26 protein-coding genes are annotated in these 23,519 nt (G+C 68.4%); 16 read left to right on the top strand and 10 right to left on the bottom strand.

Annotation, left to right across the window (positions count from 1 at the left end):
• The first annotated feature begins 13 nt into the window (after positions 1-13).
• The 4 genes from VFA08_00070 to fdxA all read left to right on the top strand — a co-directional run bounded on the left by VFA08_00070 (position 14) and on the right by fdxA (position 3,112).
• Positions 14-1,441, top strand: coding sequence for an aldehyde dehydrogenase family protein (locus VFA08_00070; GenBank protein ID HYZ11989.1), 1,428 nt, complete (start codon positions 14-16; stop codon positions 1,439-1,441).
• A gap of 48 nt (positions 1,442-1,489) precedes the next feature.
• Entirely contained in the window at positions 1,490-1,744 is a 255-nt protein-coding gene (locus tag VFA08_00075) for a hypothetical protein (GenBank protein ID HYZ11990.1), read from the top strand.
• 9 nt (positions 1,745-1,753) lie between these two features.
• The gene (locus VFA08_00080; GenBank protein ID HYZ11991.1) at positions 1,754-2,674 is read left to right on the top strand and encodes an LLM class flavin-dependent oxidoreductase; all 921 of its coding nucleotides are present in this window, start codon (positions 1,754-1,756) and stop codon (positions 2,672-2,674) included.
• 108 nt (positions 2,675-2,782) lie between these two features.
• Complete coding sequence (fdxA, locus tag VFA08_00085) at positions 2,783-3,112, top strand: ferredoxin (protein HYZ11992.1); 330 nt, start codon at positions 2,783-2,785, stop codon at positions 3,110-3,112.
• On the opposite strand, the gene VFA08_00090 is transcribed toward fdxA, so the two are convergent.
• Entirely contained in the window at positions 3,076-4,245 is a 1,170-nt protein-coding gene (locus tag VFA08_00090; protein HYZ11993.1) for a Coenzyme F420 hydrogenase/dehydrogenase, beta subunit C-terminal domain, read from the bottom strand. The genes fdxA and VFA08_00090 overlap by 37 nt on opposite strands.
• A gap of 97 nt (positions 4,246-4,342) precedes the next feature.
• Here VFA08_00090 and VFA08_00095 point away from each other — a divergent pair, with 97 nt between their 5' ends.
• Positions 4,343-4,735: a cupredoxin domain-containing protein gene (locus VFA08_00095; protein HYZ11994.1), complete on the top strand. Its 393-nt coding sequence runs from the start codon at positions 4,343-4,345 to the stop codon at positions 4,733-4,735.
• Positions 4,736-4,816: 81 nt separating this feature from the next.
• Here VFA08_00095 and VFA08_00100 read toward each other — a convergent pair whose 3' ends face one another.
• Positions 4,817-5,155 carry an iron-sulfur cluster assembly accessory protein gene (locus VFA08_00100; GenBank protein HYZ11995.1) on the bottom strand — a complete coding sequence of 113 codons (339 nt, stop codon included), beginning with the start codon at positions 5,153-5,155 and terminating at the stop codon, positions 4,817-4,819.
• A gap of 57 nt (positions 5,156-5,212) precedes the next feature.
• Here VFA08_00100 and VFA08_00105 point away from each other — a divergent pair, with 57 nt between their 5' ends.
• From VFA08_00105 to VFA08_00120, 4 genes are read left to right on the top strand one after another with little or no spacing between them, the layout of a single operon-like run.
• The gene (locus tag VFA08_00105) at positions 5,213-5,776 is read left to right on the top strand and encodes a CoA pyrophosphatase (protein ID HYZ11996.1); all 564 of its coding nucleotides are present in this window, start codon (positions 5,213-5,215) and stop codon (positions 5,774-5,776) included.
• Positions 5,773-6,216 carry a CoA-binding protein gene (locus VFA08_00110; protein HYZ11997.1) on the top strand — a complete coding sequence of 148 codons (444 nt, stop codon included), beginning with the start codon at positions 5,773-5,775 and terminating at the stop codon, positions 6,214-6,216. The genes VFA08_00105 and VFA08_00110 overlap by 4 nt, the downstream gene beginning before the upstream one ends.
• A 36-nt stretch (positions 6,217-6,252) precedes the next feature.
• The gene (locus tag VFA08_00115) at positions 6,253-6,417 is read left to right on the top strand and encodes a hypothetical protein (GenBank protein HYZ11998.1); all 165 of its coding nucleotides are present in this window, start codon (positions 6,253-6,255) and stop codon (positions 6,415-6,417) included.
• Between the two features lie 30 nt (positions 6,418-6,447).
• Positions 6,448-7,071, top strand: coding sequence for a VOC family protein (locus tag VFA08_00120; protein ID HYZ11999.1), 624 nt, complete (start codon positions 6,448-6,450; stop codon positions 7,069-7,071).
• Here VFA08_00120 and VFA08_00125 read toward each other — a convergent pair.
• Together VFA08_00125 and VFA08_00130 are read right to left on the bottom strand one after the other, a co-directional pair.
• A complete protein-coding gene (locus VFA08_00125; GenBank protein ID HYZ12000.1) occupies positions 7,064-8,188 on the bottom strand; it encodes a cystathionine gamma-synthase in 1,125 nt (374 codons plus the stop codon). The two genes, VFA08_00120 and VFA08_00125, sit on opposite strands and share 8 nt — an antisense overlap.
• 46 nt (positions 8,189-8,234) lie before the next feature.
• On the bottom strand, positions 8,235-9,602 hold the full coding sequence (locus VFA08_00130) for a cystathionine beta-synthase (protein HYZ12001.1): 1,368 nt from the start codon (positions 9,600-9,602) through the stop codon (positions 8,235-8,237).
• Positions 9,603-9,800: 198 nt separating this feature from the next.
• Here VFA08_00130 and VFA08_00135 point away from each other — a divergent pair, with 198 nt between their 5' ends.
• Complete coding sequence (locus tag VFA08_00135) at positions 9,801-10,754, top strand: response regulator (protein ID HYZ12002.1); 954 nt, start codon at positions 9,801-9,803, stop codon at positions 10,752-10,754.
• Here the strand turns inward: VFA08_00135 and VFA08_00140 are convergent.
• Positions 10,751-11,926 carry an EAL domain-containing protein gene (locus tag VFA08_00140; GenBank protein HYZ12003.1) on the bottom strand — a complete coding sequence of 392 codons (1,176 nt, stop codon included), beginning with the start codon at positions 11,924-11,926 and terminating at the stop codon, positions 10,751-10,753. The two genes, VFA08_00135 and VFA08_00140, sit on opposite strands and share 4 nt — an antisense overlap.
• 129 nt (positions 11,927-12,055) lie before the next feature.
• Here VFA08_00140 and hutU point away from each other — a divergent pair, with 129 nt between their 5' ends.
• Positions 12,056-13,714, top strand: a complete 1,659-nt coding sequence (gene hutU, locus VFA08_00145) for a urocanate hydratase (protein HYZ12004.1) — start codon at positions 12,056-12,058, stop codon at positions 13,712-13,714.
• 3 nt (positions 13,715-13,717) lie between these two features.
• On the opposite strand, the gene VFA08_00150 is transcribed toward hutU, so the two are convergent.
• Entirely contained in the window at positions 13,718-14,263 is a 546-nt protein-coding gene (locus VFA08_00150; GenBank protein ID HYZ12005.1) for a DUF983 domain-containing protein, read from the bottom strand.
• A 59-nt stretch (positions 14,264-14,322) separates the two neighbouring features.
• Here VFA08_00150 and hutH point away from each other — a divergent pair, with 59 nt between their 5' ends.
• On the top strand, positions 14,323-15,849 hold the full coding sequence (gene hutH / locus VFA08_00155) for a histidine ammonia-lyase (GenBank protein HYZ12006.1): 1,527 nt from the start codon (positions 14,323-14,325) through the stop codon (positions 15,847-15,849).
• A 56-nt stretch (positions 15,850-15,905) separates the two neighbouring features.
• Positions 15,906-16,247, top strand: coding sequence for an Mth938-like domain-containing protein (locus VFA08_00160; protein ID HYZ12007.1), 342 nt, complete (start codon positions 15,906-15,908; stop codon positions 16,245-16,247).
• A 1-nt stretch (position 16,248) separates the two neighbouring features.
• Here VFA08_00160 and VFA08_00165 read toward each other — a convergent pair whose 3' ends face one another.
• The 3 genes from VFA08_00165 to VFA08_00175 all read right to left on the bottom strand — a co-directional run bounded on the left by VFA08_00165 (position 16,249) and on the right by VFA08_00175 (position 19,973).
• Complete coding sequence (locus VFA08_00165) at positions 16,249-17,415, bottom strand: L,D-transpeptidase (protein ID HYZ12008.1); 1,167 nt, start codon at positions 17,413-17,415, stop codon at positions 16,249-16,251.
• Positions 17,412-18,680, bottom strand: a complete 1,269-nt coding sequence (gene hutI / locus VFA08_00170; GenBank protein ID HYZ12009.1) for an imidazolonepropionase — start codon at positions 18,678-18,680, stop codon at positions 17,412-17,414. Before hutI ends, VFA08_00165 begins: the two co-directional genes overlap by 4 nt.
• 204 nt (positions 18,681-18,884) lie before the next feature.
• Entirely contained in the window at positions 18,885-19,973 is a 1,089-nt protein-coding gene (locus tag VFA08_00175; protein HYZ12010.1) for a DUF222 domain-containing protein, read from the bottom strand.
• A gap of 153 nt (positions 19,974-20,126) precedes the next feature.
• Between VFA08_00175 and VFA08_00180 the strand changes: the two genes are divergently transcribed.
• From VFA08_00180 to cytX, 3 genes are read left to right on the top strand one after another with little or no spacing between them, the layout of a single operon-like run.
• Positions 20,127-21,338 (top strand): MFS transporter, encoded by a 1,212-nt coding sequence (locus VFA08_00180; protein HYZ12011.1) that lies wholly within the window; start codon positions 20,127-20,129, stop codon positions 21,336-21,338.
• Positions 21,339-21,342: 4 nt separating this feature from the next.
• Positions 21,343-21,780 carry an SRPBCC family protein gene (locus VFA08_00185; protein ID HYZ12012.1) on the top strand — a complete coding sequence of 146 codons (438 nt, stop codon included), beginning with the start codon at positions 21,343-21,345 and terminating at the stop codon, positions 21,778-21,780.
• A gap of 19 nt (positions 21,781-21,799) precedes the next feature.
• A complete protein-coding gene (cytX, locus tag VFA08_00190; GenBank protein ID HYZ12013.1) occupies positions 21,800-23,182 on the top strand; it encodes a putative hydroxymethylpyrimidine transporter CytX in 1,383 nt (460 codons plus the stop codon).
• On the opposite strand, the gene VFA08_00195 is transcribed toward cytX, so the two are convergent.
• The gene (locus VFA08_00195) at positions 23,172-23,510 is read right to left on the bottom strand and encodes a hypothetical protein (protein ID HYZ12014.1); all 339 of its coding nucleotides are present in this window, start codon (positions 23,508-23,510) and stop codon (positions 23,172-23,174) included. The genes cytX and VFA08_00195 overlap by 11 nt on opposite strands.
• Positions 23,511-23,519: the final 9 nt, after the last annotated feature.

A 23,519-nucleotide genomic window follows, 5' to 3' on the forward strand; every position in this document is an offset into this window, starting at 1 on the left:
GGAGGCGATCTCGGTGACGGTGCGGCCGTACCTCGTGAACGGAGAGTGGCGAACGGGCGACGGCTCGTTCGAGGTTCGGAGTCCCTACGACGACTCCGTTGTGGCCGAGATCGGCACGCCCACCGGCGCCGACGTCGAGGAGGCGGTCGCGACCGCCGCCTCAACGTTCGAGGAGTCGCGACGGCTCCCCGTCCACGCGCGATCGGAGGCGCTCGACCACATCTCTGCCCGGCTGAAGGAGTCCGTGAACGAGAACGCCGAGATGATCGCCAGGGAGGGCGGAAAGCCGCTCAAGTGGGCGACCGTCGAGGCCACCCGAGCCGTGTCGACGTTCCGCTGGGCGTCCGAGGTGATCCGGCACGGCGACGACGAGCTCATGCGGCTCGACACAGAAGCGTCGCTGGGTTCGCGCATCGGATTGCTGCGGCGGTTCACCATCGGACCCGTCCTCGGGATCACGCCGTTCAACTTCCCGCTCAATCTCGTCGCGCACAAGGTCGCGCCGGCGCTCGCCGTTGGCGCGCCGATCGTCATCAAGCCCGCGTCGGCGACGCCGATCGGCGCGCTCCGCCTCGCCGAACTGTTCAAGGAGACCGACCTGCCGAAGGGCATGCTTCAGGTGCTGCCTGTCTCCAGCTCGGTCGCCGACACGATGGCTCGCGACGACCGGTTCCGGAAGATCTCGTTCACCGGTTCGTCCGAGATCGGCTGGTACCTGAAGGGGCTCGATCCAAAGAAGCGAGTGACGCTCGAGCTCGGCGGCAACGCCGGCGTGATCGTGCACTCGGACGCGGATCTCGACCTCGCGGCGCAGCGCGTCGCGTTCGGCGGGTACTACCAGGCGGGCCAGAGCTGCATCAGCGTCCAACGCGTGCTGGTGCAGTCCGAGGTGTACGAGGCCTTCGCCAACCGGCTGGTCAAGCAGGTCGAGAGCCTGAAGGTCGGCGACCCCATGGACCCGATGGTCGACGTCGGTCCGGTGATCCAGCGCAAGGAGGTCGACCGGATCGATGGGTGGGTCAAGGAGGCCGTATCGGAGGGCGCAACCGTGCTGACGGGTGGCGAGGGCGACCCGCCCTTTTACCAGCCGACGCTGATCGCGGACGTCCGGCCGGAGATGAAGGTGTGCCGCGAGGAGATATTCGGCCCGGTCGTCACCATCAGCCCGTACCAGACGTTCGACGAAGCGATCGCGGCGGTCAACGACTCGCGCTTCGGTCTGCAGGCCGGCGTGTTCACGAACGACATCAACCGCGCGTTCGAAGCGCATCGCTCGATCGAGGTCGGCGGCGTGATCGTGAACGACGTGTCGGCGTTCCGGGCCGACCAGATGCCGTACGGAGGGTCGAAGGAATCGGGGTTCGGGCGCGAGGGTCTGCGCTTCGCTATGGAGGAGATGAGCGAGGTTCGGATCATGGTCCTCTCGCACGTGCCGCTGTAGACGATCCTCCTCCGCAGCCCGCGGGGCCCGGGCGGGTACGCTGGCTTCATGGGGACGCTCGCGCTGATCCTGATCCCGGCGGCGTTGTTCGCGAGTGCCGTCGTGGCGTTCCTCGCCATTCGTGAGCGAACCGAGCTCCGTGAGCGGCCGTGGTGGGGCGCGGTGCCGACGTGGCTGATCGTCTGCGGCGTCCTGCTCGTGCTCGGCCTCGTCGTCGCGCCGCGCTTGCTCGGGTTCACGTTCTTGCTGCTGCCGTTCATCTGGGTCGGGGGTCTTGGGCGGCGCCGCGAGCGCCGCGACTAGCCGGTGCGAGTGGGCACGGCGGGATTCGCCCTGCGCGACCCGTTGCCGTGGAGCGATCTCTCCGCGATCGTCCGTGCCGCCGAGACGGCGGGATATGGCACGCTCTGGCTCCCGCAGGTCACCGCTCGTGATCCGTTCGTCGCGCTCGGCGCTCTCGCGGGAGAGACGCGAGACCTGTTGCTCGCGACGGGCGTGGTGCCCATGCGTTCGCGCACGGCGATGGCCACGGCGATGGCAGCCGCGACCGTCCACGAGCGCTCGGATGGGCGGCTGGTTCTCGGCATCGGAACGGGTGGCGCCGGCCGAGGAGCGCTCGACGAGCTTCATCGCTACGTCGACACCGTTCGATCGCTGTTCTCGGGAGAGATCGACGAGCGCGCTGGCCGGCCGGTGCGGCTGTCGCTCGCGCTACCGAGCCCCCCTCCGATCTGGATCTCGGCGCTCGGGCCGAGATCGATGCGTCTCGCCGGTGAGATCGCCGACGGCGCGCTGCTGAACTGGTGTCCCCCTGAACGCGTGGCGTTCGCGCGGGCGCGGATCGCGGAGGGCGCGAAGGCCGCGGGACGCGACGCTGCCCAGGTCGCGATCGCCGTCTACGTGCGCTCGTGGGTCGGTGATGATCCAGCGGGCGGCATGAGCGCAATGCGCGCCGCAGCGGCGGAGTACGCCTCATACCCCGCGTACGCGCGTCAGTTCGAGCAGGTCGGTCTGGGCACCGAGGCCGCCGCGGCCGCGGAGGCGCACCGCGCCGGCCGGCCGGATGACGTCCCCGAAGGGCTGGTCAGCGCCGTCACCGCGTTCGGAGATGACGCGGCGACACGGGTCTCGGACTTCGCCGAGGCGGGAGCCCATCCCGTCATCTATCCCGTGGCCGTCGACGGATCGGCTGCTTCGATCGAGGCGACGCTCCTGGCCCTTGCGCCGATCTGACGAGCACAGAACGGGTATAAACTCACAGCCGGGATTTCCAAGGTCCGCACCGTCGAAACGGGGAAAACGGCAAGGTATGGGCGAACGGACACGCCAAAGGGGACGGACATGACGTACACGATCTGCGAGCCGTGCATCGACGTGAAGGACCGGGCCTGCGTGGACGAGTGCCCGGTCGACTGCATCTACGAGGGTGGGCGGATGCTCTATATCCACCCCGACGAGTGCGTCGACTGCGGGGCGTGCGAGCCGGTCTGCCCCGTGACCGCGATCTTCTACGAGGACGACGTGCCCGCGGAGTGGAAGCAGTTCACGCCCGTCAACGCCGAGTTCTTCGCCGAGAACGTCAGCGCGATCGGTTCACCGGGCGGGGCCGCCCAGGTGGGGCCCGTTGCGGTCGATCACCCGGTCGTCGCGGGCTGGGCGTCCGTCGGCTGACCGTTCGCGGGCGCGTCGCCGTTCGGCGGGAGCTCGCCCGGCCCGGCGAACGCCGCGTCATCCGGCCACCTCTCCCGTGATTTCGCCGCGAGCTTGGCCATGAGCGCCACCGCGGCGGGATCCTCCGAGGACGGTCGCCACTCCACGACGCCATCGGCGACCGCCCGCTCCCACAGGTCGGCACCCTTCTCGGTCCTGATGACGGTCAGCGTCCAGCCGTCGCTCTGACCCAGCCCTCCGAACGAGATATCCGCGTGCTCCGCCGCGAAGTCGGGGCACTTCATGCACCCGGGGCGCGTGAACTCGTGCGCTTTCTTCAGCGAGTACGTGATCTCCTCGCCGTCGCGCGTGTAGAACAAGAGCTTGCCCTTCACGTTCACCCGGGCCAGGTCGTCGAGCTTGAGTCCCAGCCGCCGCTGCGCGATCTCGACCATCAAACCGTCGTACGTGAACGACTTCGAGCACAGAAGTCCGAACGTCCACGCGATCTTTCGCGCCCATTTGTTGACGCGACGCGCACTCAGCGCACCGGTCACGCTCGCCTGGCACGACATCCCCACGAGCGCGAGCTTCGACAGACCCATCTCGGCGGCCTTGGTCAGTGCCAGCGGGTTCGCCGAGTACGTATAGCGCGAGCCGGCCGTCTCGAGGACGCCGCGCTCGTCGGTGACCACCGTTGGCTCGGCGTCCCAAGGACGGTCCTCGGACAGCTTCGACGTGAGTGCCCCGTCGATCTCGCCGTTCTTCATGCCCCAGATCAGCAGTGCCGACACGACACCACCGTCCTGGCCCTGCATCAACGCCTCGGCCGACGCGGCGCGGGCAAGGACGATCTCGCGGTGCTGGCCGATCACGTCCTCGGGGCCGCGGGTGCGGCCGAACAAGCGGAGGTCGATCTCGCCCTCCCATTCGCGGAACCGAGGGCACGCCCGCGTACAGATGTCGCAGCCTCGATCGCCGTGAGTGCACGCGGCCGGGCCGTCCTCCTGCAACTGCACGGGTTCGTCGTTCGCGTAGCCGAGCACGTGGAACGGACAGGCGACGATGCACGCCGTACAGCCGGTGCACAGTCCGGTGAGGACGACCTCGTCGTACAGGTCGCGCCACTGCGTCTTGTCGGCGGTGGAGGCCATCCGCGAGGCAAGTATAGGCGGAGCCATCCGACGCCCTCAGTGCCTCGTAGTACCCCCGTCCATTAGGCTCGACCGGCAGCGAGAAAAGGAGCGATCGATGCGTTCGACGACGTGGGTCCGTCTGGTGGCTGGGGTCTTCGCGCTCTCACTGATCCTCACTGCGTGCGGCGGGGACGACGAGGGGAACGGTGGAGCGACCGGAGCGACGAACGGCGGTGCGACAGGCGAGACCACGGCCGGTGGCGGCGAGAACGAGATCGTGATCCAGGGCTTCACGTTCCAGCCCTCGACGATCACCGTGTCGGGCCCCACCGACGTCACCGTGACGAACGAGGACTCCACACCGCATACGTTCACGCTCGAAGACGAGAGCGTCGACCTGGAGCTCGCCGGAGGGGAGAGCGGTACGGCAACGATCGACGTGTCCGAGTCGACCGGGTTCTTCTGCAGGATCCACCCGCAGATGACCGGTACGGTCGAGGTCGCCTAACCGCCGACGGGGACGATCCGGTCGCGGCAAGCGAAGCGCCGCCGACCAATCAGATCGAGCCGAGGCCGCGGTGGCGGCCGGTCAGATCGAAAACGACTCGCCGCACGCGCACTCGTGCACCGCGCGCGGGTTCAGCATCTTCAGACCGCCGCCGAGGAGCGCGTCGTTGAACTCGAGGGTCGAGCCCTCGACGATCGGCGCGCTCTTCTCGTCGACCAGAACGCGTACACCGCCGGCGGCCGGTACGACGTGATCGCTCCCGGTCTGCATGTCGAACGACAGGTCGTAGGAGAAGCCGGAGCAACCGCCGGCGACGACGCGAACGCGAAGCACGGGCTCGGCGCCCTGTTTCTCCGCGAGCTGGCGGATCTTGGTCGCCGCCTTGTCGGTGACCTCGATCACGGTGGCGGTGCGCTCCATGGATCCAGGATAGCGCCCCAGACGGCCGAAACCCGCGGCTGCTCTACCATGGCCGTGATGGCCTCCACGGCGCTGCTCGCCGGTCTTTCAACCGCGCTCGACCAGGATCCTCGGCACGAGCCGGCTCCAGGCGACCGCCTGGCATCCGTCCTCGTCCCGATCGTGGACGCTGCGTCCATCGTGTTCACGCGACGAACCGAAGAGCTCCCGCGGCATCCCGGCGAGATCTCGTTCCCCGGAGGGATCCGGCACCAGGACGACGCGTCCCCGCTCGACACGGCGCTCCGCGAGACCGAGGAAGAGCTGGGTATCGCGCCGTCGAGCGTCGACGTGCTCGGTGCGCTCCCGCCGGTGGCCACGTTCGTCTCGCGGATCTTGATCGTTCCGTTCGTCGGTGTCCTCCAGGCCGGTCGGAGGTTCCACCCGAACCCGGGCGAGATCGCCGAGGTGCTCACCTACCGCGTCGACGAGCTCATGGCGGCAGAGACGCAGGTCGAATGGCGCCGCGGCAAGGGGGTCTATGTGGGGCAGGCCTACGAGATGGGGGACCACACGATCTGGGGAGCGACGGCGAAGATCCTTGGGAGTCTCCTCGAGGTCGTCCGGCGGGTGGACGCATGAGCCAATCGAACACGAAGCCCGACGCCCCCTCGGACGACGAGCTTCGCGAGATCCTGTCCGAGGCGAAGACGATCGCCGTCGTGGGCCTGTCGTCCAAGCCGGATCGGCCGTCGTACGAGGTGTCCGAGTTCTTGCAGCAACGCGGGTACCGCATCGTCCCGATCAACCCGAACGAGACCGAGATCCTCGGCGAGCGTGCGTATCCGACGCTGCTCGATGTTCCGGACGACGTCGCGATCGATGTCGTCGACGTGTTCCGTCGCCCGGAGCACACGCCGCCAATCGCCGAGCATGCCGTCGCCCGACGCGCGAAGATGCTCTGGTTGCAGGACGGCATCGCGAATGACGAAGCGCGCCGGATCGCAGAGGACGCGGGCCTGAGGGTCGTGATGGACGACTGCATCAAGAGGGAAGTGAGGCGGCTGCTGCCGCCTGCGTAAAGAGTCCGGCCGTCGTTATCGAGGGGGACGCGAAGCATGCAGAAGTGGGAGTACTTCGTGGCGCCGCTGCTCGAGCACAATCCCGGCGACATCTTGAACACGTTCGGCGAGGACGGTTGGGAGCTCGTGGGCGTCGCACAGATCACCAACCCGATGGGCGGCCAGTCGCTCGTCGCCTACCTGAAGCGGCCGCGCGCGTAGGCGGTCGGCCCTGACGTACGCTCCTGCGTCGTGCTCCGGATCGACCACGTCGTCTTTGCCGTACCTGACCTCGACGCCGCCGCCGATCGTTTCCGTCGCGAACACGGTCTCGACTCGGCGCCCGGAGGGCGCCATCCAGGGTGGGGAACGGCAAACCGCATCGTTCCCCTGGGCGACGAGTACGTCGAGCTGATCGCGGTCGAAGACGAGGCCGTCGCGGCGGGAACGCGGTTCGGACGAGCGGTGGACGAGCGAGCGCAGCGGGGCGGCGGGTGGCTCGCCATTTCCGTATCGACGGACGACCTCGATGCCGTGGCCGGGAGACTTGGGCTCGACGTGACCGCAGGCGCGCGCGAACGTCCCGACGGGACCGAGGTCAGATGGCGGAGCGCCGGTCTGGAGGATCCGCGCCGCGAGGCGTTCCTGCCGTTCTTCATCTCCTGGGAGGGAGCGGGTGCATCTCACCCAGGCCGCCTTCGCGCCGGTCATGGCGTTCAGGCCACGGGGATCGCGCGGATCGACGTTCAGGGCGACGAGCGTTCGTTGCGCTCGTGGCTCGGTGGCGATGATCTCCCCATCCGCGTGACGGATGCTGGCGCGCGGATCATCTCCGTCGCGCTCGCGACGCACGACGGTCAGCTCGTGATCAGCTGAGCGCCTGTTCCAGGTCGGCGACGAGGTCGTCGGGGTGCTCGATCCCCACCGAGACCCGCACGAGCGACTCGGGAACCTCGAGCGGCGAGCCGGCCACGCTGGCGTGGGTCATCGGCCCGGGAACCTCGATCAGCGACTCGACGCCGCCGAGCGACTCCGCGAGGAAGAAGATCCTCGTGCGTTCGGCCACGGCGATCGCGTCGTCGCGCGAGCGGGTCTCGAAGCTCAGCATGCCTCCGAACCGTCGCATCTGCCGCGCGGCGACATCGTGGCCGGGGTGATCCGGCAGCCCCGGGTAATGGACCCGGGCCACCTTTGGATGGCCGGCGAGGAACCCGGCGACGCGCTCGGCGCCCGTGCAGTGCGCCTCCATCCGGATGGCCAGGGTCTTCACTCCCCGTAACGCGAGGAAACAGTCCATCGGTCCCGGAACCGCCCCCGCCGCGTTCTGCAGGAACGTGAGCCGTTCGATCAGCTCGTCGTCGCTCGTGACGATCGCGCCGCCGATCAGATCGGAGTGGCCGCCGAGGTACTTCGTCACCGAATGGACGACGACGTCGGCGCCGAGCTCGAGAGGCCGCTGGAGGTATGGCGTGGCGAAGGTGTTGTCGACGACGCACATCGCGCCCGCTTCGCGCGAGATCGCGGCGACGCGCTCGATGTCGACGATCTTCATCAACGGGTTGGTCGGCGTCTCGAGCCACACGATCCGCGTTCGATCACGGATCGTCGAGCGGAGTGACACCTCATCGGCCAGATTGACCGTGTCGAACTCGACGCCCCACCCGTTCATCACTCGGGCGAGCAGCCGGTACGTCCCGCCGTAGACGTCGTCGCCGAGCACGACGTGGTCGCCGGGGCGGAGCGTCAGCAGGAGTGTCGTCGTCGCCCCCAGACCGCTCGAGAACGACAGCGCGCGCGTTCCACCCTCGAGGGAGGCGAGGACCTCCTGCAGCGCCTCTCTCGTGGGATTTCCGCTGCGGGCATAGTCGTACGCCTTCGGCTTGGCGACCGCCGGTTGCGCGTACGTCGAGGTCTGATAGATCGGGACGCTGACCGCGCCGAACTCGGCGTCAGGGTCCTGCCCGACGTGGATGGCCCGGGTCTCGAACCGCATGCCCGCCGGCTCGTCGCGCGGAGCTATCGGGGACCGTCCCGTTCCATCAGTCGCGGGGCCGGTGCGCGAGGTACTCCAGGAAGTCGCTCCGCGTCAGCACGCCGAGCGCTTGGCCGGCCTTGACGACGAGGACAGCCGGCCCGTGCTGGAGCCCCTCGAACGCCACGTCGACCGGCTCGTCGAACTCGACCATCGTGATCGGAGGCCCCATGACCTCCGCCACGTCGGCCTGCAGCGCATCGGGATCGCGGAAGATCCGGTCGAGCAGCTCTCGCTCGCGGATCGAGCCGACGAACTGCGCGACGTCCATGGAATCCTCGCGTACCACCGGCGCCTGGGAGATCGAATATCGCTGAAGCACGTCGATGGCCTGCCGAACCTTGTCGCGAGCGTTCACCGTCACGAGCGGTGGCACCTCGCCGTGGCGGCCCCCCAGCACCTCCTCGACGCGGACCACCTCGGGCCGTTCGGTCAGCCCGTACTGGAGCAGCCACGCGTCCGAGTACAGCTTCGACAAGTAGTTCCGACCGGTGTCAGGAAGGATCACGACCACGACGTCGTCCGGGCCGAGCTCGCGCGCGACCTCTACCGCCGCGACGACGGCCGTTCCGGACGAGCCGCCGACGAGGATGCCCTCCTCGCGCGTTATCCGTCGTGCCATTCGGAACGCATCGCGGTCGGTGACCCGCACGTACCGATCGACGGTCGACGGGTCGAACGTCCGCGGCCAGAAGTCTTCGCCGATACCTTCGGTGAGGTACGGGTGGACGTCGCCGGAGAAGATGGACCCCTCGGGGTCGGCTCCGACGACCAGGATGTCCGGGTTCTGCTTCTTGAGGTATCTGGCGACGCCGGTGATCGTGCCACCGGTGCCGACGCCGGCGATGAACGCCGTGACCCGCCCGTCGGTCTGCCGCCAGATCTCCGGACCCGTCGTCGCCTCGTGGGCAGCCGGGTTGTCTTCGTTGAAGTACTGGTTCGGTTGGAACGCGCCGGGGATCTCCTCCGTGAGGCGGTCCGCCACGCGGTAGTACGACTCGGGCGACTCGGGCGCGACGGCCGTCGGGGTGATCACGACCTCGGCGCCGTACGCGCGCAGGAGCGAGATCTTCTCCTGACTCATCTTGTCCGGCATCACGAAGATGCACTTGTAGTCGCGGATCGCCGCCGCGATGGCCAGCCCGTGGCCCGTGTTGCCGGATGTCGGCTCGACGATCGTGCCGCCCGGCTTCAGCAGGCCGGCCCGCTCGGCGGCCTCGATCATCCGAAGGCCTATCCGGTCCTTGACGCTCCCGCCGGGGTTCAGCATCTCGAGCTTCGCCAGGACGGTCGGGCGAAGGCCGCGGGAGATCTTGTTCAGGCGGACGAGAGGCGTATCGCCCACGGCATCCAGGAACGAGTCGAGAACCTCCAATGCACCCCTTCCTTCAGCGAGAAACTCGCAAAGCAGTCGCTCGCTGTGCTATCCCTCCGGCGGTCGGCGCTTCCTATCGTCCCATGAACCCGGCGCCACCAACGGCTCTCGGAAACGACGACGCTGACCGATTCATGGGGGACGCCGGTTGAGCGCGGTGACCGGGGCCAGAGAGACCAGGGAAGGGAGTCGAACGACGTGAGCGACGAGGCCGCCGTCGCAGGCGGCGGTTCGGTGCTCGTGGTGGACGACGACCCGTTCATCGCCCGGCTCCTCGAGATCGAGCTGAAGGCGTCCGGGTACGACGTCCGGGTGGCGAGTGACGGCGCTCGCGCGCTGGAGATGGCCAGGGAGAACTGCCCGGAGCTGGTCCTTGCCGACGTGATGATGCCGAACATGGACGGTTTGGAGCTCACGAGACAGCTCCGGCGGGACAGCCGAACGGCTTCGGTCAGCGTGATCATGCTCACCACGCGAGGTCTCTCCGAGGACAAGCTCCAGGGGTTTGCGGCTGGTGCGGACGACTACATCGTCAAGCCCTTCGACACGCCGGAGCTCCTCGCCCGGATCCGTGGCGTCCTCCGGCGGGCGAAGGAGATGCGCCAACAGTCGCCGCTCACGGGCCTTCCCGGCAACGTTCGGATCGAGGAGGAGATCGAGCAGCGCGTCCAGAAGGGTGCCGAGTTCGCGATCCTGTACGCCGACCTCGACCACTTCAAGGCGTTCAACGACCACTACGGCTTCCTGCGGGGAGATCAGGCGATCCAGGTCACGGCCCGACTGATCCAGACCACGGCGAGCGATCGCGGCGGTCCCAACACGTTCGTCGGGCACATCGGTGGCGACGATTTCGTCGTCCTATGCGACGCCGGTGAGGCCGAGGAGATCGCCGAGCTTCTCGTGCAGCGGTTCGATGTGGCGGTTCCCGATCTGTACGACGACGACGATCGCGAGCGCGGTTGTATCGAGGTGACGAACCGCCGTGGTGAGGTGCAGCAGTTCCCGTTCCTGTCGATCTCCATCGGCGTGGCGACCACGGCGCACCGGTCCTTCGAGCACTTTGCCGAGGCCGTTGCGATCGCCACGGAGATGAAGATGTACACGAAGTTGACGCCCGGCTCATCGTGGGCCGTAGACCGTCGGAGCTCTTAGCTCGGTTTCGGTAGCGGGGCGGGCCGTCCCATGAAGTAGCCTTGCCCGAGCCGCACGCCGAGCTCGATCAGCGTGTCTTGTTCCTCCTGCCGTTCCACCCCCTCGGCGATCACGGACATGCCGAGCTCGTCGGCGAACGAGACGAGCGCCGCCGCGAGGGCACGCTGGGGGCGATGAGTGTGCACGTCTCTCGTCAGGCTGATGTCGAGCTTGATGATGTCGGGTTCGATGCGAAGGATGTGCCTGAGGCTGGCGAACCCCGCCCCGGCGTCATCGATGGCCACGCGTGTCCCCCGATCGCGGACCCGGGCAACGGCCGCCATCAGCCGGTCATAGTCCTCGACGGCTTCGTGTTCGGTGAGCTCGACGACGACCCGGTCCGCCTCGACCGCGTCGAGGAGCTCGAGCAACCCTTCCGACTCCGCCGCGCGGTGGGACAGGTTCACGGAGACGAACCGGTCGAGCGGGATCATGTCGAGGTCGGACAGCGCCGTTCGTGCACACGCGAGCTCCAGCTCGGCGCCGAGCCCGATCTCCGCTGCCACGGCGAACCATCGATCGACGGTCCAATCAGACTCGGTGTCGTTGAATCGGGAGAGCGCCTCCATCCCGACGACGCTGTGGTCCTCGAGCTCGACGATCGGCTGGTACACGATCGAACGCCCGTCGCCCTCCATCGCCGCGGTGATCAGGGCGGTTCGCGCCTGCAGTTCGATCGACTCGGTCTCCTCGCGCTGGAGCTGTTCGGCCAGACCCTTCACCAGGCCGGTCATCACGTCCGGCGAGATGCTCGGCTGGCCGCGCGCGGCGCGCACGATCGACGCCACGATCTCCGTCGGCGCCGTTCCCTTCACCAGGTAGCCGACGGCCCCGCTCTCGAGCATGTGAACGACGGTCGTGCGATCGGCGGCCACGGTGAGCGCGAGCACCCGCGTCTTCGGCAGGCTCGAGTGGACGACCTCCGCCACTCGCATCCCACCGCCACCCGGCATCCGGACGTCGACGAGAGCAACGTCGGGGTGCGTCGCCTCGGCGACGGCGATGGCCTCATCGGCGTTCCGAGCGGAGCCGACGAGCTCGAGCGCCGGATCTGAGGCGACCAGCTCGGCGAGCGTGTCTCGAATGACCGCTTCATCGTCGGCGACCATCACCCGGATCGGCGCGTCGGCCACGGCCGCGACGGTATGGCAGGGTGCCCCGGCAAGCAACGACCCGGCACCCACACCCGCAGAGCGGTTGGCGCCGCCGCCGCGCTCGGCCGTCGGCTGCGTCTGGAACGGCGACCTATCATCCCGAGCGAGATGTCGTCTCGCGAGATCCGGGCTCCACGCGGCAACCAGCTGACGTGCAAAGCGTGGCCGCAGGAGGGGGCGCTCCGGATGTTGATGAACAACCTGGACCCGGACGTCGCCGAGCGGCCCGAAGACCTGGTCGTCTACGGCGGAACCGGACGCGCGGCGAGGTCCTGGGAGGCGTTCGACGCCATCGTCCGGACCCTCCGAGATCTGGAGAGCGACGAGACGCTGCTCGTGCAATCGGGAAAGCCGGTCGCCGTGTTTCGAACGCATCCGATGGCGCCGCGCGTGTTGATCTCGAACGCGATGCTCGTGCCGAAGTGGGCCGATTGGGACACATTCCGCGAGTTGGAGGCCGCCGGGCTCACGATGTACGGCCAGATGACCGCGGGCTCGTGGATCTACATCGGCTCGCAAGGCATCTTGCAAGGAACGTTCGAGACGTTCGCCGAAGCTGCGTCGCAGAGCTTCGACGGCTCGCTGCGCGGGACGATCACGCTGACCGGCGGGCTCGGCGGCATGGGCGGCGCGCAGCCGCTCGCGGTGACGATGAACGAGGGCGTCGCGCTGTGCGTCGATGTCGATCCGGCGAGGATCGAACGTCGGATCAAGACCAGATACCTCGACCGCGAGACGGCTGATCTCGACGAAGCCGTTCGATGGGCTTCTGAAGCGAGGGAAGCCGGCGAGGCGGTCTCGATCGGAGTCGTCGGCAACTGCGCAGAGGTGTTACCGGAGCTCGTGCGGCGTGGGTTCGGGCCAGACCTGGTGACCGATCAAACGAGCGCGCACGATCCGCTCGGCGGGTACGTCCCCGCCGGCGTGTCGCCGGAGGAAGCCGATTCGCTCCGCTCGTCCGATCCGCAGGAGTACGAACGTCGCGCATACGAGTCAATGGCTCGTCACGTCGAGGCGATGGTCGCCTTTCAGGACGGCGGCGCGGTCGTGTTCGACTACGGGAACAACCTCCGAGCGGGCGCCGCCGCCGGGGGGCTCTTGCGCGATCGCGCCTACGCGTACCCGGGGTTCGTTCCCGCGTTCGTGCGCCCGATGTTCTTCGAGGGCAAGGGACCGTTCCGGTGGGTCGCGCTCTCAGGCGACCCCGAGGACATCCACAAGACGGACGTCGCGGTCGCCCAGCTGTTCCCCGACAACGAACGGCTCCGACGGTGGTTGGACATGGCCGAGGAGCGCGTCACGTTCCAGGGGTTGCCGGCGCGGATCTGCTGGCTCGGTTACGGGGAGCGTGCGAAAGCCGGGCTCCGGTTCAACGAGATGGTTCGGTCCGGCGAGCTGTCCGCACCGATCGTGATCGGACGTGACCACCTCGACTCGGGAAGTGTGGCGAGCCCGTACCGCGAAACCGAGGCGATGAAAGATGGCTCGGACGCCATCGCCGACTGGCCGATCCTGAACGCGTTGGTGAACACCGCCGCCGGGGCGCACTGGGTGAGCGTGCACCACGGCGGCGGCGTCGGCATCGGCTACTCGATCCACGCCGGCATGGTGGTCGTCGCCGACGGAACGGACGACGCTGCTGAGCGCCTCGCGCGCGTGCTCACATCGGACCCCGGGACGGGCGTGGTTCGTCATGCCGATGCCGGCTACGAGGAGGCGCTGGCCGTCGCGGCCGAGCGCGGCGTCCGCCTTCCCTGGCGCGAGTAGCGACTAGGCGCGGCCGCCGTTGCCGCTCGCGCGGTCGGCCGCTTCCCGTGACGCGTACTCCGGATCGGTTCGGTAGACGAGGTAGTCGACGGCCGCCCAGGTCGTCTTCGAAAACGGCCAGAACAGCAGAGGGACGGCGATGGCCACGCCGATCGACGCGAGGGTGAGCCACAGGACGTGGACGTCTGGCAGGTCGACGACCAACCAAAAGATCAGGACGATCAGCCAGACGGCCGCCGTGACCGCATAGTTGATCGTCATCGCGCCGAGGAACCCGCCCTCCTCTCGTTCCAGGCGGAGGCCGCAGCGCGGGCATCGGCGTTTGATCCTGAACCACGTCTCGAACAGGCGCCCACCGCCGCACCGCGGACAACGCCGAATCGCTCCGCGGGAGAAGGCCGTCACCGCTCCTGGCTCGTCCGCGGATCGGCGTCGTTGCGATGTCCGTGAGTTGTCGCGCGACGTCGTCGCCGGTCCGGATAGCGCGGTCGACGGGACGATCTCCCCGCGGGGGTCGTCGGGATCGAGATCGTCGAAGGGTCCGAGCATCGTCTGTCCCAGCGTACGGCGGTTGCCCGGCCACGCGCCGCGACCGTAGCCTTGCCGCCGTGCCTGTCCGTGTCGGCGAGCGGCTTTCATTGCACGACGTCGTCGAGGTCGCGCACGGCGAGACGGTGGAGCTTTCGGACGCCGCCGCCGACCGGATCCGAGCCGCCCGCTCGGTGATCGAGTCTGCGATCGAGTCGAACGCGACCGTCTACGGCGTCACGACCGGCTTCGGCAGCCTGGCGAACGTTCGGATCGAACCCCAACGGGCGGACGCGCTCCAGCAGCACATCGTCCGCTCGCACGCGACCTCGGTGGGCCGGCCGCTCTCCCGCGAGGAGGCGCGCGCGATGCTGCTGCTCCGGGCACACGTCCTCGCGCTCGGGCACTCGGGCGTCCGCGTCGAGCTCGTCGAGCGGATGGTCGAGATGCTCAACCGGGACCTCGTTCCCGTCGTTCCGGAGCAGGGATCGCTCGGTGCGTCGGGCGACCTCGCGCCGCTGGCGAACCTGTCACTCACGTTGCTCGGCCGCGGCGAGATCGTTCGGGACGGCACACGCCTCTCGGCACGTGATGCCCTTGCCGCCGCGGGCCTCGAGCCGCTCGAGCTCAGCGCCAAGGAAGGGCTGGCGCTGGTGAACGGCACACAGGGCATGTTGGCCGTCGGGATCCTCGCCGCCGATCGCGTCGAGCGGCTCGTGAAGACGAGCGACGTCGTCGCGGCGATGACCATCGAAGCCGCACTCGGGTCGGATCGCGTCTTCGACGAACGACTCGCCGCGTTGCGACCACATCCGGGCGTCGTGGCGTCCACGTCGAACCTGCGGCGACTGCTCGATGGCAGCGCCATCGTCGCCTCACACCGCGACAGTCCGCACCTCGTTCAGGACGCGTACTCGATCCGGTGCGCACCACAGGTGAACGGGGCCACGCGCGAGGCGCTCCGGTTCACGACCTCGATCCTCGACGTCGAGGCGAACGCGGTCTCGGACAATCCGATCGTCCTGCCCGACGCCGGCGAGGTTCTCTCCGGCGGGAACTTCCACGGCCAGCCCGTCGCCGTTGCGCTCGACACCCTCGCCACGGCGATCGTCCCTCTCGCGAGTGTTGCCGAACGGCGCCTGTACCGGCTGCTCGACCCGGCACGCAACAACGGCCTCCCTGCGTTCCTGGTCGAGGACACCGGCCTGAACTCTGGGTTCATGCTCGTGCAGTACACAGCCGCATCGCTCGTCTCCGAGTGCAAGACGCTCGCCCATCCCGCGTCCGTCGATTCGATCCCGTCCTCGGCCGGTCAGGAAGATCACGTCAGCATGGGTATGACGTCGGCGAGACACGCTCGGGAGGTGGTGACGAACGCCGAGATCGTCATCGCGCTCGAGGCGTTCGCCGCGGCACAAGCGCTGGATCTGCGCGCGGCGCTGGAGTCTGCGGCAGGAACGCGTGCGGCGAGAGAAGCGATCCGCGCTCGCGTCGCGTTCCTCGACGAGGACCGTGAGCTGGGCGACGACATCGCCGCGGTTACCGAGCTCGTTCGCTCGGGAGCCTTGCTCGACGCGGCCGAGGGAGCGGTCGGCCCGCTGGATTAGCGACCCGCTCATCGGAGTGGGTTTCGTCGCTGCGCGGTTCGGGGGACCATACGGTCATGGGTCGGATCAGCGGCTACCGGTTTGGGCACGTCCTCGTGGACGGAGAGTCACACGCCCGTGATGTGATCGTCCTACCAGGGCGTGTCGTCGCGAGCTGGTGGCGGCGAGACGGTCACGCGTTGGCGCTCGACGATCTGGACGACGTCCTCGATGAGCTTCCGGAGCGGCTCGTCGTCGGGTGTGGAGCCGCGTCGCGGATGCGTCCGGACTCGGCAGCGCTCGCCGAGCTCCGCCGGCGTGGGATCGACGTCGAGACCTACCCGACAGAGGAGGCCGTACGACGATTCGCGGCCTGCGACCCCGCAAAGACCGCGGCGGCCCTTCACCTCACCTGCTGAGCTAGTGGTAGACGACGACGGGGGTTCCGTACTCCGCCTGGCGGTACGTCCAGATCGCGTTCCAATAGGGGATCCGAACGCAGCCGTGACTGGCGGCGTACGTCGGGACCTCGGTCCATCCGTGGAGCGCACGCAGTCCGTCGAAGTAGCTCGGGTAGTACAGACGGTTCTCGCTGTGGCCGGCGAGCTTGCGGAACACCTGGAACGAGCCGTCGCGCGTCGCGCCGTTCGCGCCCGTCGAGACGTGCAGGATGTTGGTGACCTCGCCGTCGCGAACCGTGTAGAGGACCTGACGCGTCTGGTCGACCTCGATGTGGAACCCGGACCAGTCGCGTTCGGGTCGCGGACGGATCGGGTGGGCCAGGGCGCGCCACGTCGCCGAGCTTACTGAGAACACTCGGCTCATCCGCTGCACTTTGTGGAACGCGACGACCGCGTCGGCCGTTCGAAAGTCGTAGTGACCGTCCCCGGCGTCGGCGAGGCGGTAGTTCAGCTCGACCAGTCGCTCCTCCAGGAGCCGGACGAACACGCCGCGCGAGCCCGAGCTGAGTGACGGCAACGGCGGGGTGTCGGCGGCGGAGAGTGCCGTTGCGCGAACCAGATCGTCCGCGACGAACGACGCACGCGCGCGAACCGTTCCCGGCGTCATGACGCGAAGGCGCGTCTCGAACCCGCCGGCTGACCCGATCTCGACGCGCCGGTCCTCCGAGACGCGACCGTTCGCGATGAGCGCAACGTCGACGCGGCTGCCGGGTCGAGCGGGCTTGACGGTTCCGCGGACGACCACCTCGTCGAACAGGCGTGCCTCGGTCATCTGAACGGTGACGATCGCGGCGACCCGGACGGTGACGCCGGCACTCGTCGCGGACCCCCACACCGCGCGATACGTTTCGGAGCCGTTAGGGCGAACCGTCAGCGAGAAGTTGCCCGCCGCTCCCGTCCTCACCGAGTCGACAACGGCGTCGGACGAGTCTCGGATCTCGATCGTCTCGCCTCCGGTGGCGGGCGAGATCGAGCCGGAGAGCCGAACGTCGCGGCCGAACAGGATCTTCGTGGCAGACGCCTCGAGCGTGACGCCTTGGTTCGTCGCCTGAGCACCCGCCGCGGCGGCGAAGACGACGACCAACAGGAACGAGCCGGCAATCGCCGCCAGCGACCGAAGCCTCATCCCGTTCCCCCGACCCTGGTTCCGCCTACGTACGTGTGCCGCACGGGATTGTGCCCCGGGCGGTACGGGACGTGACGGAACGCCTCCCCTTCGAGGATCACCAGGTCGGCCCGCCGTCCGGGCGCCAACGTACCCCGCGTCCCACTCAAGCCGAGAACCCACGAGGGATTCATCGTCGCTGCCGCGAGCGCCTTGAGCGGCGTCATCCGGTACAGCGAACACGCGGTCGCGATCGCCTCGGGCATCGAGACGACGGGCGAGGTTCCAGGGTTGCAGTCCGTGGCGATCGCGATAGCGGTGCCCGCCGCGTCGAGCGCGGGAACGTCGGGCGGGGGCGAGCCGAGCATCAACGTCGACGTCGGTAGGAGCACTGCCGCCGTCGCTTCGGCAGCCCCGAGTGACTCGATGCCGGTGGGAGAGACGTGGTTCAGGTGATCGGCGCTTCGCGCTCCAAGCTCGACGGCCGCCTCCGCGGCGCCCGATGGTCCGAGCTGGTCGGCGTGGACGCGCAGCGGCAACCGATACGCTCTCGCGGCTTCTGCGACGGCTCGCAGGTCTTCGAGCGAGAACGCGATGTCTTCGACATAGACGTCCACTGCGTCGGAGAGCCCTTCGCCCACGGCGGCGGGGATGAGCTCCTCGCAGGCAATGCGAACCCACTCTGTTCGATCCATTTCGTCGGGTACGGCGTGGGCCGCGAGCAGCGTGACGACGCAGGTCTGCGGCGCGATCTCCGCGAGGCGGCGTGCCAACCGCGCCTGCCGAAGCTCGGCCTCGACCGAGAGGCCGTAGCCCGTCTTCAGCTCGAGCGCTGTCGTGCCGTGGTCGGCCATCTCGCGAACGATCGGCTCGCAGAAGGCGAGCACGCCGTCGTCCGTCGCCTGGGCGAGCATGCGCGCGCTCCGGCGGATCCCGCCCTCGCCGTGCAGGTCACGGTAGGTGACGCCGGACAGGCGCGCCTCGAACTCGTCGGCGCGCCAGCCGATGAACGGCAGGTGCGTGTGGCAGTCGACGAACCCGGGGGCGATCGTGCAACCCTCGAACCATTCCGGCTCGATGCCGGTGAGCTCATCCGCCGGTCCGACGAACGTGATGACGCCGCCGTCGTCCCACGCCACCGCCGTGGGGGCGCCGGTCTCGCGCGTGCCACCGACGTCGTTGCCGCGAACCACCGGGGTCTGCTCTCCACTGCCTTGCGTCGCCGCGTCGCCCGTGGCCGTGACCAGGTTCGAGGCCGCGACGGCGCCACGCGAAGGCTCAGTCATCGCGTCATCGAACCGTCCGAATGCCTCCCGCGCAAGTGATGGCGCCGTGCGCCTGTCAACGACCGCGGCGGCATCATTATCGGGTGGACGCGGGCGTTCTCAGCTACGGCGGCGCGCGACTGCCCGCCGTGAGCACGGAGCCGTCCGCTCGGTAGAACCGCGGCTGTCCGCCAGCGATCTCAACAACGAACTTCCGATGATGGATCAGCCGGTGATGTCGCCGACACAGCAGTACGAGGTTGTGCAGGGCCGTGGACCCACCCCTTGTCCAGTGGACAACATGGTGGGCGTCGCACCAGCTTTGGGGTCGCAACCGGGAAAGCGGCAGTGACGATCGCGAACGACCACCGCACGACGCAGCGAAGCCGGCACGGCCGGCGTCCGTCTGCCGACGTCGAGCGGCTCGGAGCGTCCGGAAAGCACGACCCGTGCCACCGAACAGTCGCAGAGCAGCATCTCTGCCGTTTCTCTCGCCATGGGACCTGTGTGCTCGAGCTCGCACGTGGAATCCTTCAGCCCCTTCAGCGTTTCCACGCCCACGGTGAGCGTGACGTGTGGTCGCTCCGCTGCCACGACCGGCCTGTCGGCGAGGTCGAGCCACTGGCGACAGATCTCGCCCAGTGCATCGGCACGACGCTCGGCCGGGGAGCGGTCGTCGCCATTTCGAGAGCGAGCCTCAGCCGACAGTACGGCGTTCAGCGCGGTCAGCAACAGCTCGCCGGTCTCGGCGTTGAGATCCGCATCGGCTCGGACCCGGCCCATGAATGTCTTCGACGCGTACAGCGTCTGGCGCCGAGCATCATCCGCGTCGTGGTCGCTCCGTGCTCGCTCTTGGACCGCAACGTCGCGCCAGTGCGACGCGACGCGCGCTAGGTCTCCTACCGTGTGCATCCGTGCCGCATCCACAAGCGTGGGCTCAGCGCGGGCGAAGGCCTCAGGATCGGCATCGCGCGCGCTCGCCAGTACCCGCACAGACGAGAGTGAGACTTCGCCGTCGTCGACCGCCGCACGAGCCGACGGCATCTGCTCGAGCGCCTTCGCCAACCGGACGTGCTCGCGGGCGACCCCCCAGGCGACCTTGAACGCCGACACCAACCACGACGCCGTCGATAGATGCCCATCGCGCTCGAACAGCTTTCGACGATCGATCTCGGCCAGCCTGCGTAGCCGTTCGACCTCGAGCTGCTCGACCGCTCGATGCAGTTCGCCGAAGTCGTCTTCGATCCGCGCGTCGGGCAACTCCGCGAGCGACTCCGACCGCAGCATCTCGACGGCGGAACGCAGTTCGCTCATGTCGAGTTGCGATCGGTGATGTGTTCGAACATGCGTGCGACGCTACACCGAGCCACTGACACTCAATCGAACCAACGAACGCCGACGAGTCCCTCGAAGTGAACGCGCCGACTTCGCGGACGGCGATCGGTGCACCATCTCTACACTGACTCGATGCCCGACGGCGATCCCGGGTTCCGCGACGTCCTCAAGATTCGCGAAGTCAGAGCCACGCTTGTCGGCACGTTCGTGATCATGCTCGGGTTCGGGATCCTGTTGCCGGTCCTCCCCGCCTACGCCAGAACCTTCGACGTCGGCTACGACGCGGTTGGACTGCTGATCGCTGGATTCAATCTGACGCGACTCGTCGCCGATCCGTTCGTCGGGCGGTTCATCGACCGGTACGGCGAGCGGGGAACGACCGCGGCAGGGGCGATCATCGTCGGCGCCAGCTCGATCGCGGCGGGGGTGGCGCCTACGTTCCCCTTGCTCGTCGTGTTCAGGTCGGTCGGGGGGATCGGCTCGTCGCTGTTCTTCGCCGCGTTGCTCTCCTTCCTCCTGCGAACGATCCCGTCGGAGCGTTCCGGACGCGTGATGAGCGTGTACTACGGCTCGTTCAACGTCGGATTCATCGCGGGGGGTCCGCTCGGCGGCGTCGTCGCGCGACTGTTCGGCCTGGCAAGCCCGCTCCATGTGTACGGGATCGCGTGCTTCGCGGCGGCGGCCTTGTTCTGGCGCACCATCCACAACCCCGCGAGGCACGCCGAGGAGACGCGCAAAGGCGCGCTCCGCCGGCTCCCGTGGACGCGCCCGTTCGTCGCCGTGCTCGTCTCCAACGGCGCCTATGCGTGGATGATCGGCGCGCTGTTCTCCACGCTGATCCCGCTGTTCGGGGTCGAGGAGGTCGGCCTGACCCTCGGTGGTGTCGGCCTCGCCCTGGCCATCGTCACCGCGACGGAGCTCGCGTCGCTGTTCCCGGCAGGCAAGGCAACGGACCGTCGAGGGCGCCGCGCCGTGCTCGTTCCGTCACTCGCGGCGCTCGCCGCGATGACCGCGGTCCTGGGGCTCGCGTCCTCGCCGACGCCGTTCTTCATCGCGATGGCGGTGCTCGGTGTTGCCAGCGGATACGCCGGGGTTCCACCGGCGCCGATGCTGTCGGATGTCACACCGGACGAGCTGAAAGGAACGGCCGTCGCGGTGTTCCGCTTCGTGGGCGACCTGGGGTTCGTTCTCGGTCCGCTCGTCGCCGGGTGGGCTGCCGATGCGTTCGGGTTCGGGACGTCGTTCGTCATCAATGCCGCGCCCACGCTCGTCGCGTTGGCGCTGGTGCTCTCGATCCGTGAGACGATGCCCTCGATGCGGGTTCGACGCGAGGTCGGTTTATAACGAGGTGCGCGTCGAGACGTCCACGCATCTCCCCGTTCCGCCGGAGGACGCGTGGCGGACGCTGCTCCGCTGGGAGGAGCAGTCGGAGTGGATCCGCGACGCCGATTCCGTTCGCGTGCTGACCGACAACCGCGAGGGGCTCGGCGTGCGGATCGCCGTGAGGAACCGCGTGTTCAACGTCCCGATATTCACGGAAGAGCTCGAGGTCACCGGCTGGGACCCGCCGCGCCGTCTGCAGATGACGCACATGAGCTTCATCCATGGCACCGGCACGTGGGAGCTCGACCCAGAGGCGGAGGGGACACACTTCCGGTGGGTCGAGGACGTCTCGCTGCCGATCCCCGTGCTCGGCGAGGTCGCCTTGTGGGTGTACCGGCCGTTCCTGCTGCACCTCATGCGCGGCGCGATGCGCAACCTTCGCGCGTTCGTCGTCCCGACTTGAGCGCTGACAGATGGCGAGCGTGAGCGAGCGCATCGAACGCGTTCTCGAGCGCGAGGCACCGGCCTGGGGGATCCGTTCGATCCCCACCGAACGCCGAATCCTGAACGGCCTCGACCTGGCGGTGCTGTGGGGCGATCTGTCGGTCGGTCTGCTGGTGATGGTGACCGGCGCGCTGCTCGTACCGGCGCTGGGGCTTTCCCAAGCGCTCCTGGCGATCGCCGTCGGCAGCGTGATCGGGTGCGCGCCGCTCGCGCTCGTCGCGCTCGCCGGCCAGCGCGAGGGCGTGCCCACGATGGTGCTGTTCCGGCCGGTCCTCGGAGAGCGCGGCTCCTTCCTTCCCACTGCCCTCAACGTCCTGCAGCTCGTCGGGTGGACGGCCGTCGAGTTCTGGGCGATCGGCGAGGTGGCGAACGTCGCGTCGGATCGTCTGTTCGGTTTCGACGCGCGCGAGTTCTGGGTCGCCGCCGTCGCGGTGGTCTGCACGGCGCTCGCCCTCGGCGGTCCGATCCTCGTCGTCCGCCGGTGGCTCGAGCGGTTCGGGATCTACGTGCTGATCGCGACGGCAGTGTGGATCACCGTGGGGGTGCTCGGGGAGACCGATCTCGGACGGCTGTGGGGTAGAGCCGGAGATGGTGGGCTGCCGTTCTGGCTCGCGGTCGACCTCGTGATCGTCATGCCCATCTCATGGCTGCCCCTCGCCGCCGACTACACGCGGTTCGCCAAGCCCGGATCACGTGCCGTCGCCGGCACGTACGTCGGCTACCTGATCGGGAACGTCTGGTTCTACGCGCTCGGCGTTCTGATCGCGCTTGCGGCCGGCGAGACGCCCGACGTGGCCGGGATCGGAACGTCGATCGTCATCCTCGCCGGCGGCGGCGTGGTCCTGCTCGCGCTCCTCGTCGGCGAGAGCGACAACGCATTCGCCGATATCTATTCCGCGGCCGTGTCAACGCAGAACGCTGCGCCGAACGTCTCGCAGCGCGCGCTCGTCGGGATCGTCGGCGCGATCTCCTTCATCCTCGCGCTCGCCTTCACGATGGAACGGTACGAGTTCTTCCTGTTCCTGATCGGCTCGGTGTTCGTGCCGTTGTTCGGCGTGTTCGCCGCCGATTACTTCGTTCGTGCGCGCGGTCGATACGGCGAAGCGACTTTGTTCGAGCGCACCGGCGTCCACGCCAGGGCGCTCGTCCCGTGGATCGCCGGGTTCGTTCTGTTCCACTGGTGCGTTCCCACCGGACCGCAAGCCTGGACGGACGCAGTGGAGACCGTCTTCGCCGAATGGCTCTCGCTGCCGTTCCCGCTGTTCGACTCGCGCCTCGGCGCCAGCCTCCCGAGCTTCGCCGTCGCGTTCGCCCTCGCCCTTGCCCTTGCACTCCCGAACCGCAGGCCCGCTACTCGATGACCGCTCGCCTCGGCGGGGGCGGAGCCGCGACCAGCAACACGACCGCCGGATCATCGGTGGCGTTCGTGACCGAGAGCTCGGATCCGGCCGGCACGAGCGCGGCCTCCCATTGTTCGCGCCGCTTCCGTCCACGGTCCACCTGAACGACGACCTTGCCCGTCACGACGACGAGGATCGCGTCCGAGTCGCGATCGGCGATCGGGCCGAGCGCCTGACTCCGCTCCAGGCAGACGACCTCGGACCAGATCCGTTCGGTCTCGAACAACGACTCGTGCCGCGGGCCGTCCTCGTCGAAATGAACCAGGTCTCGAAGGTCTCGCGCGTCCATCGCGCCGAA

This window comes from Actinomycetota bacterium (genome assembly GCA_035640355.1).
Classification (GTDB): Bacteria; Actinomycetota; UBA4738; order UBA4738; family HRBIN12; genus CALGFI01.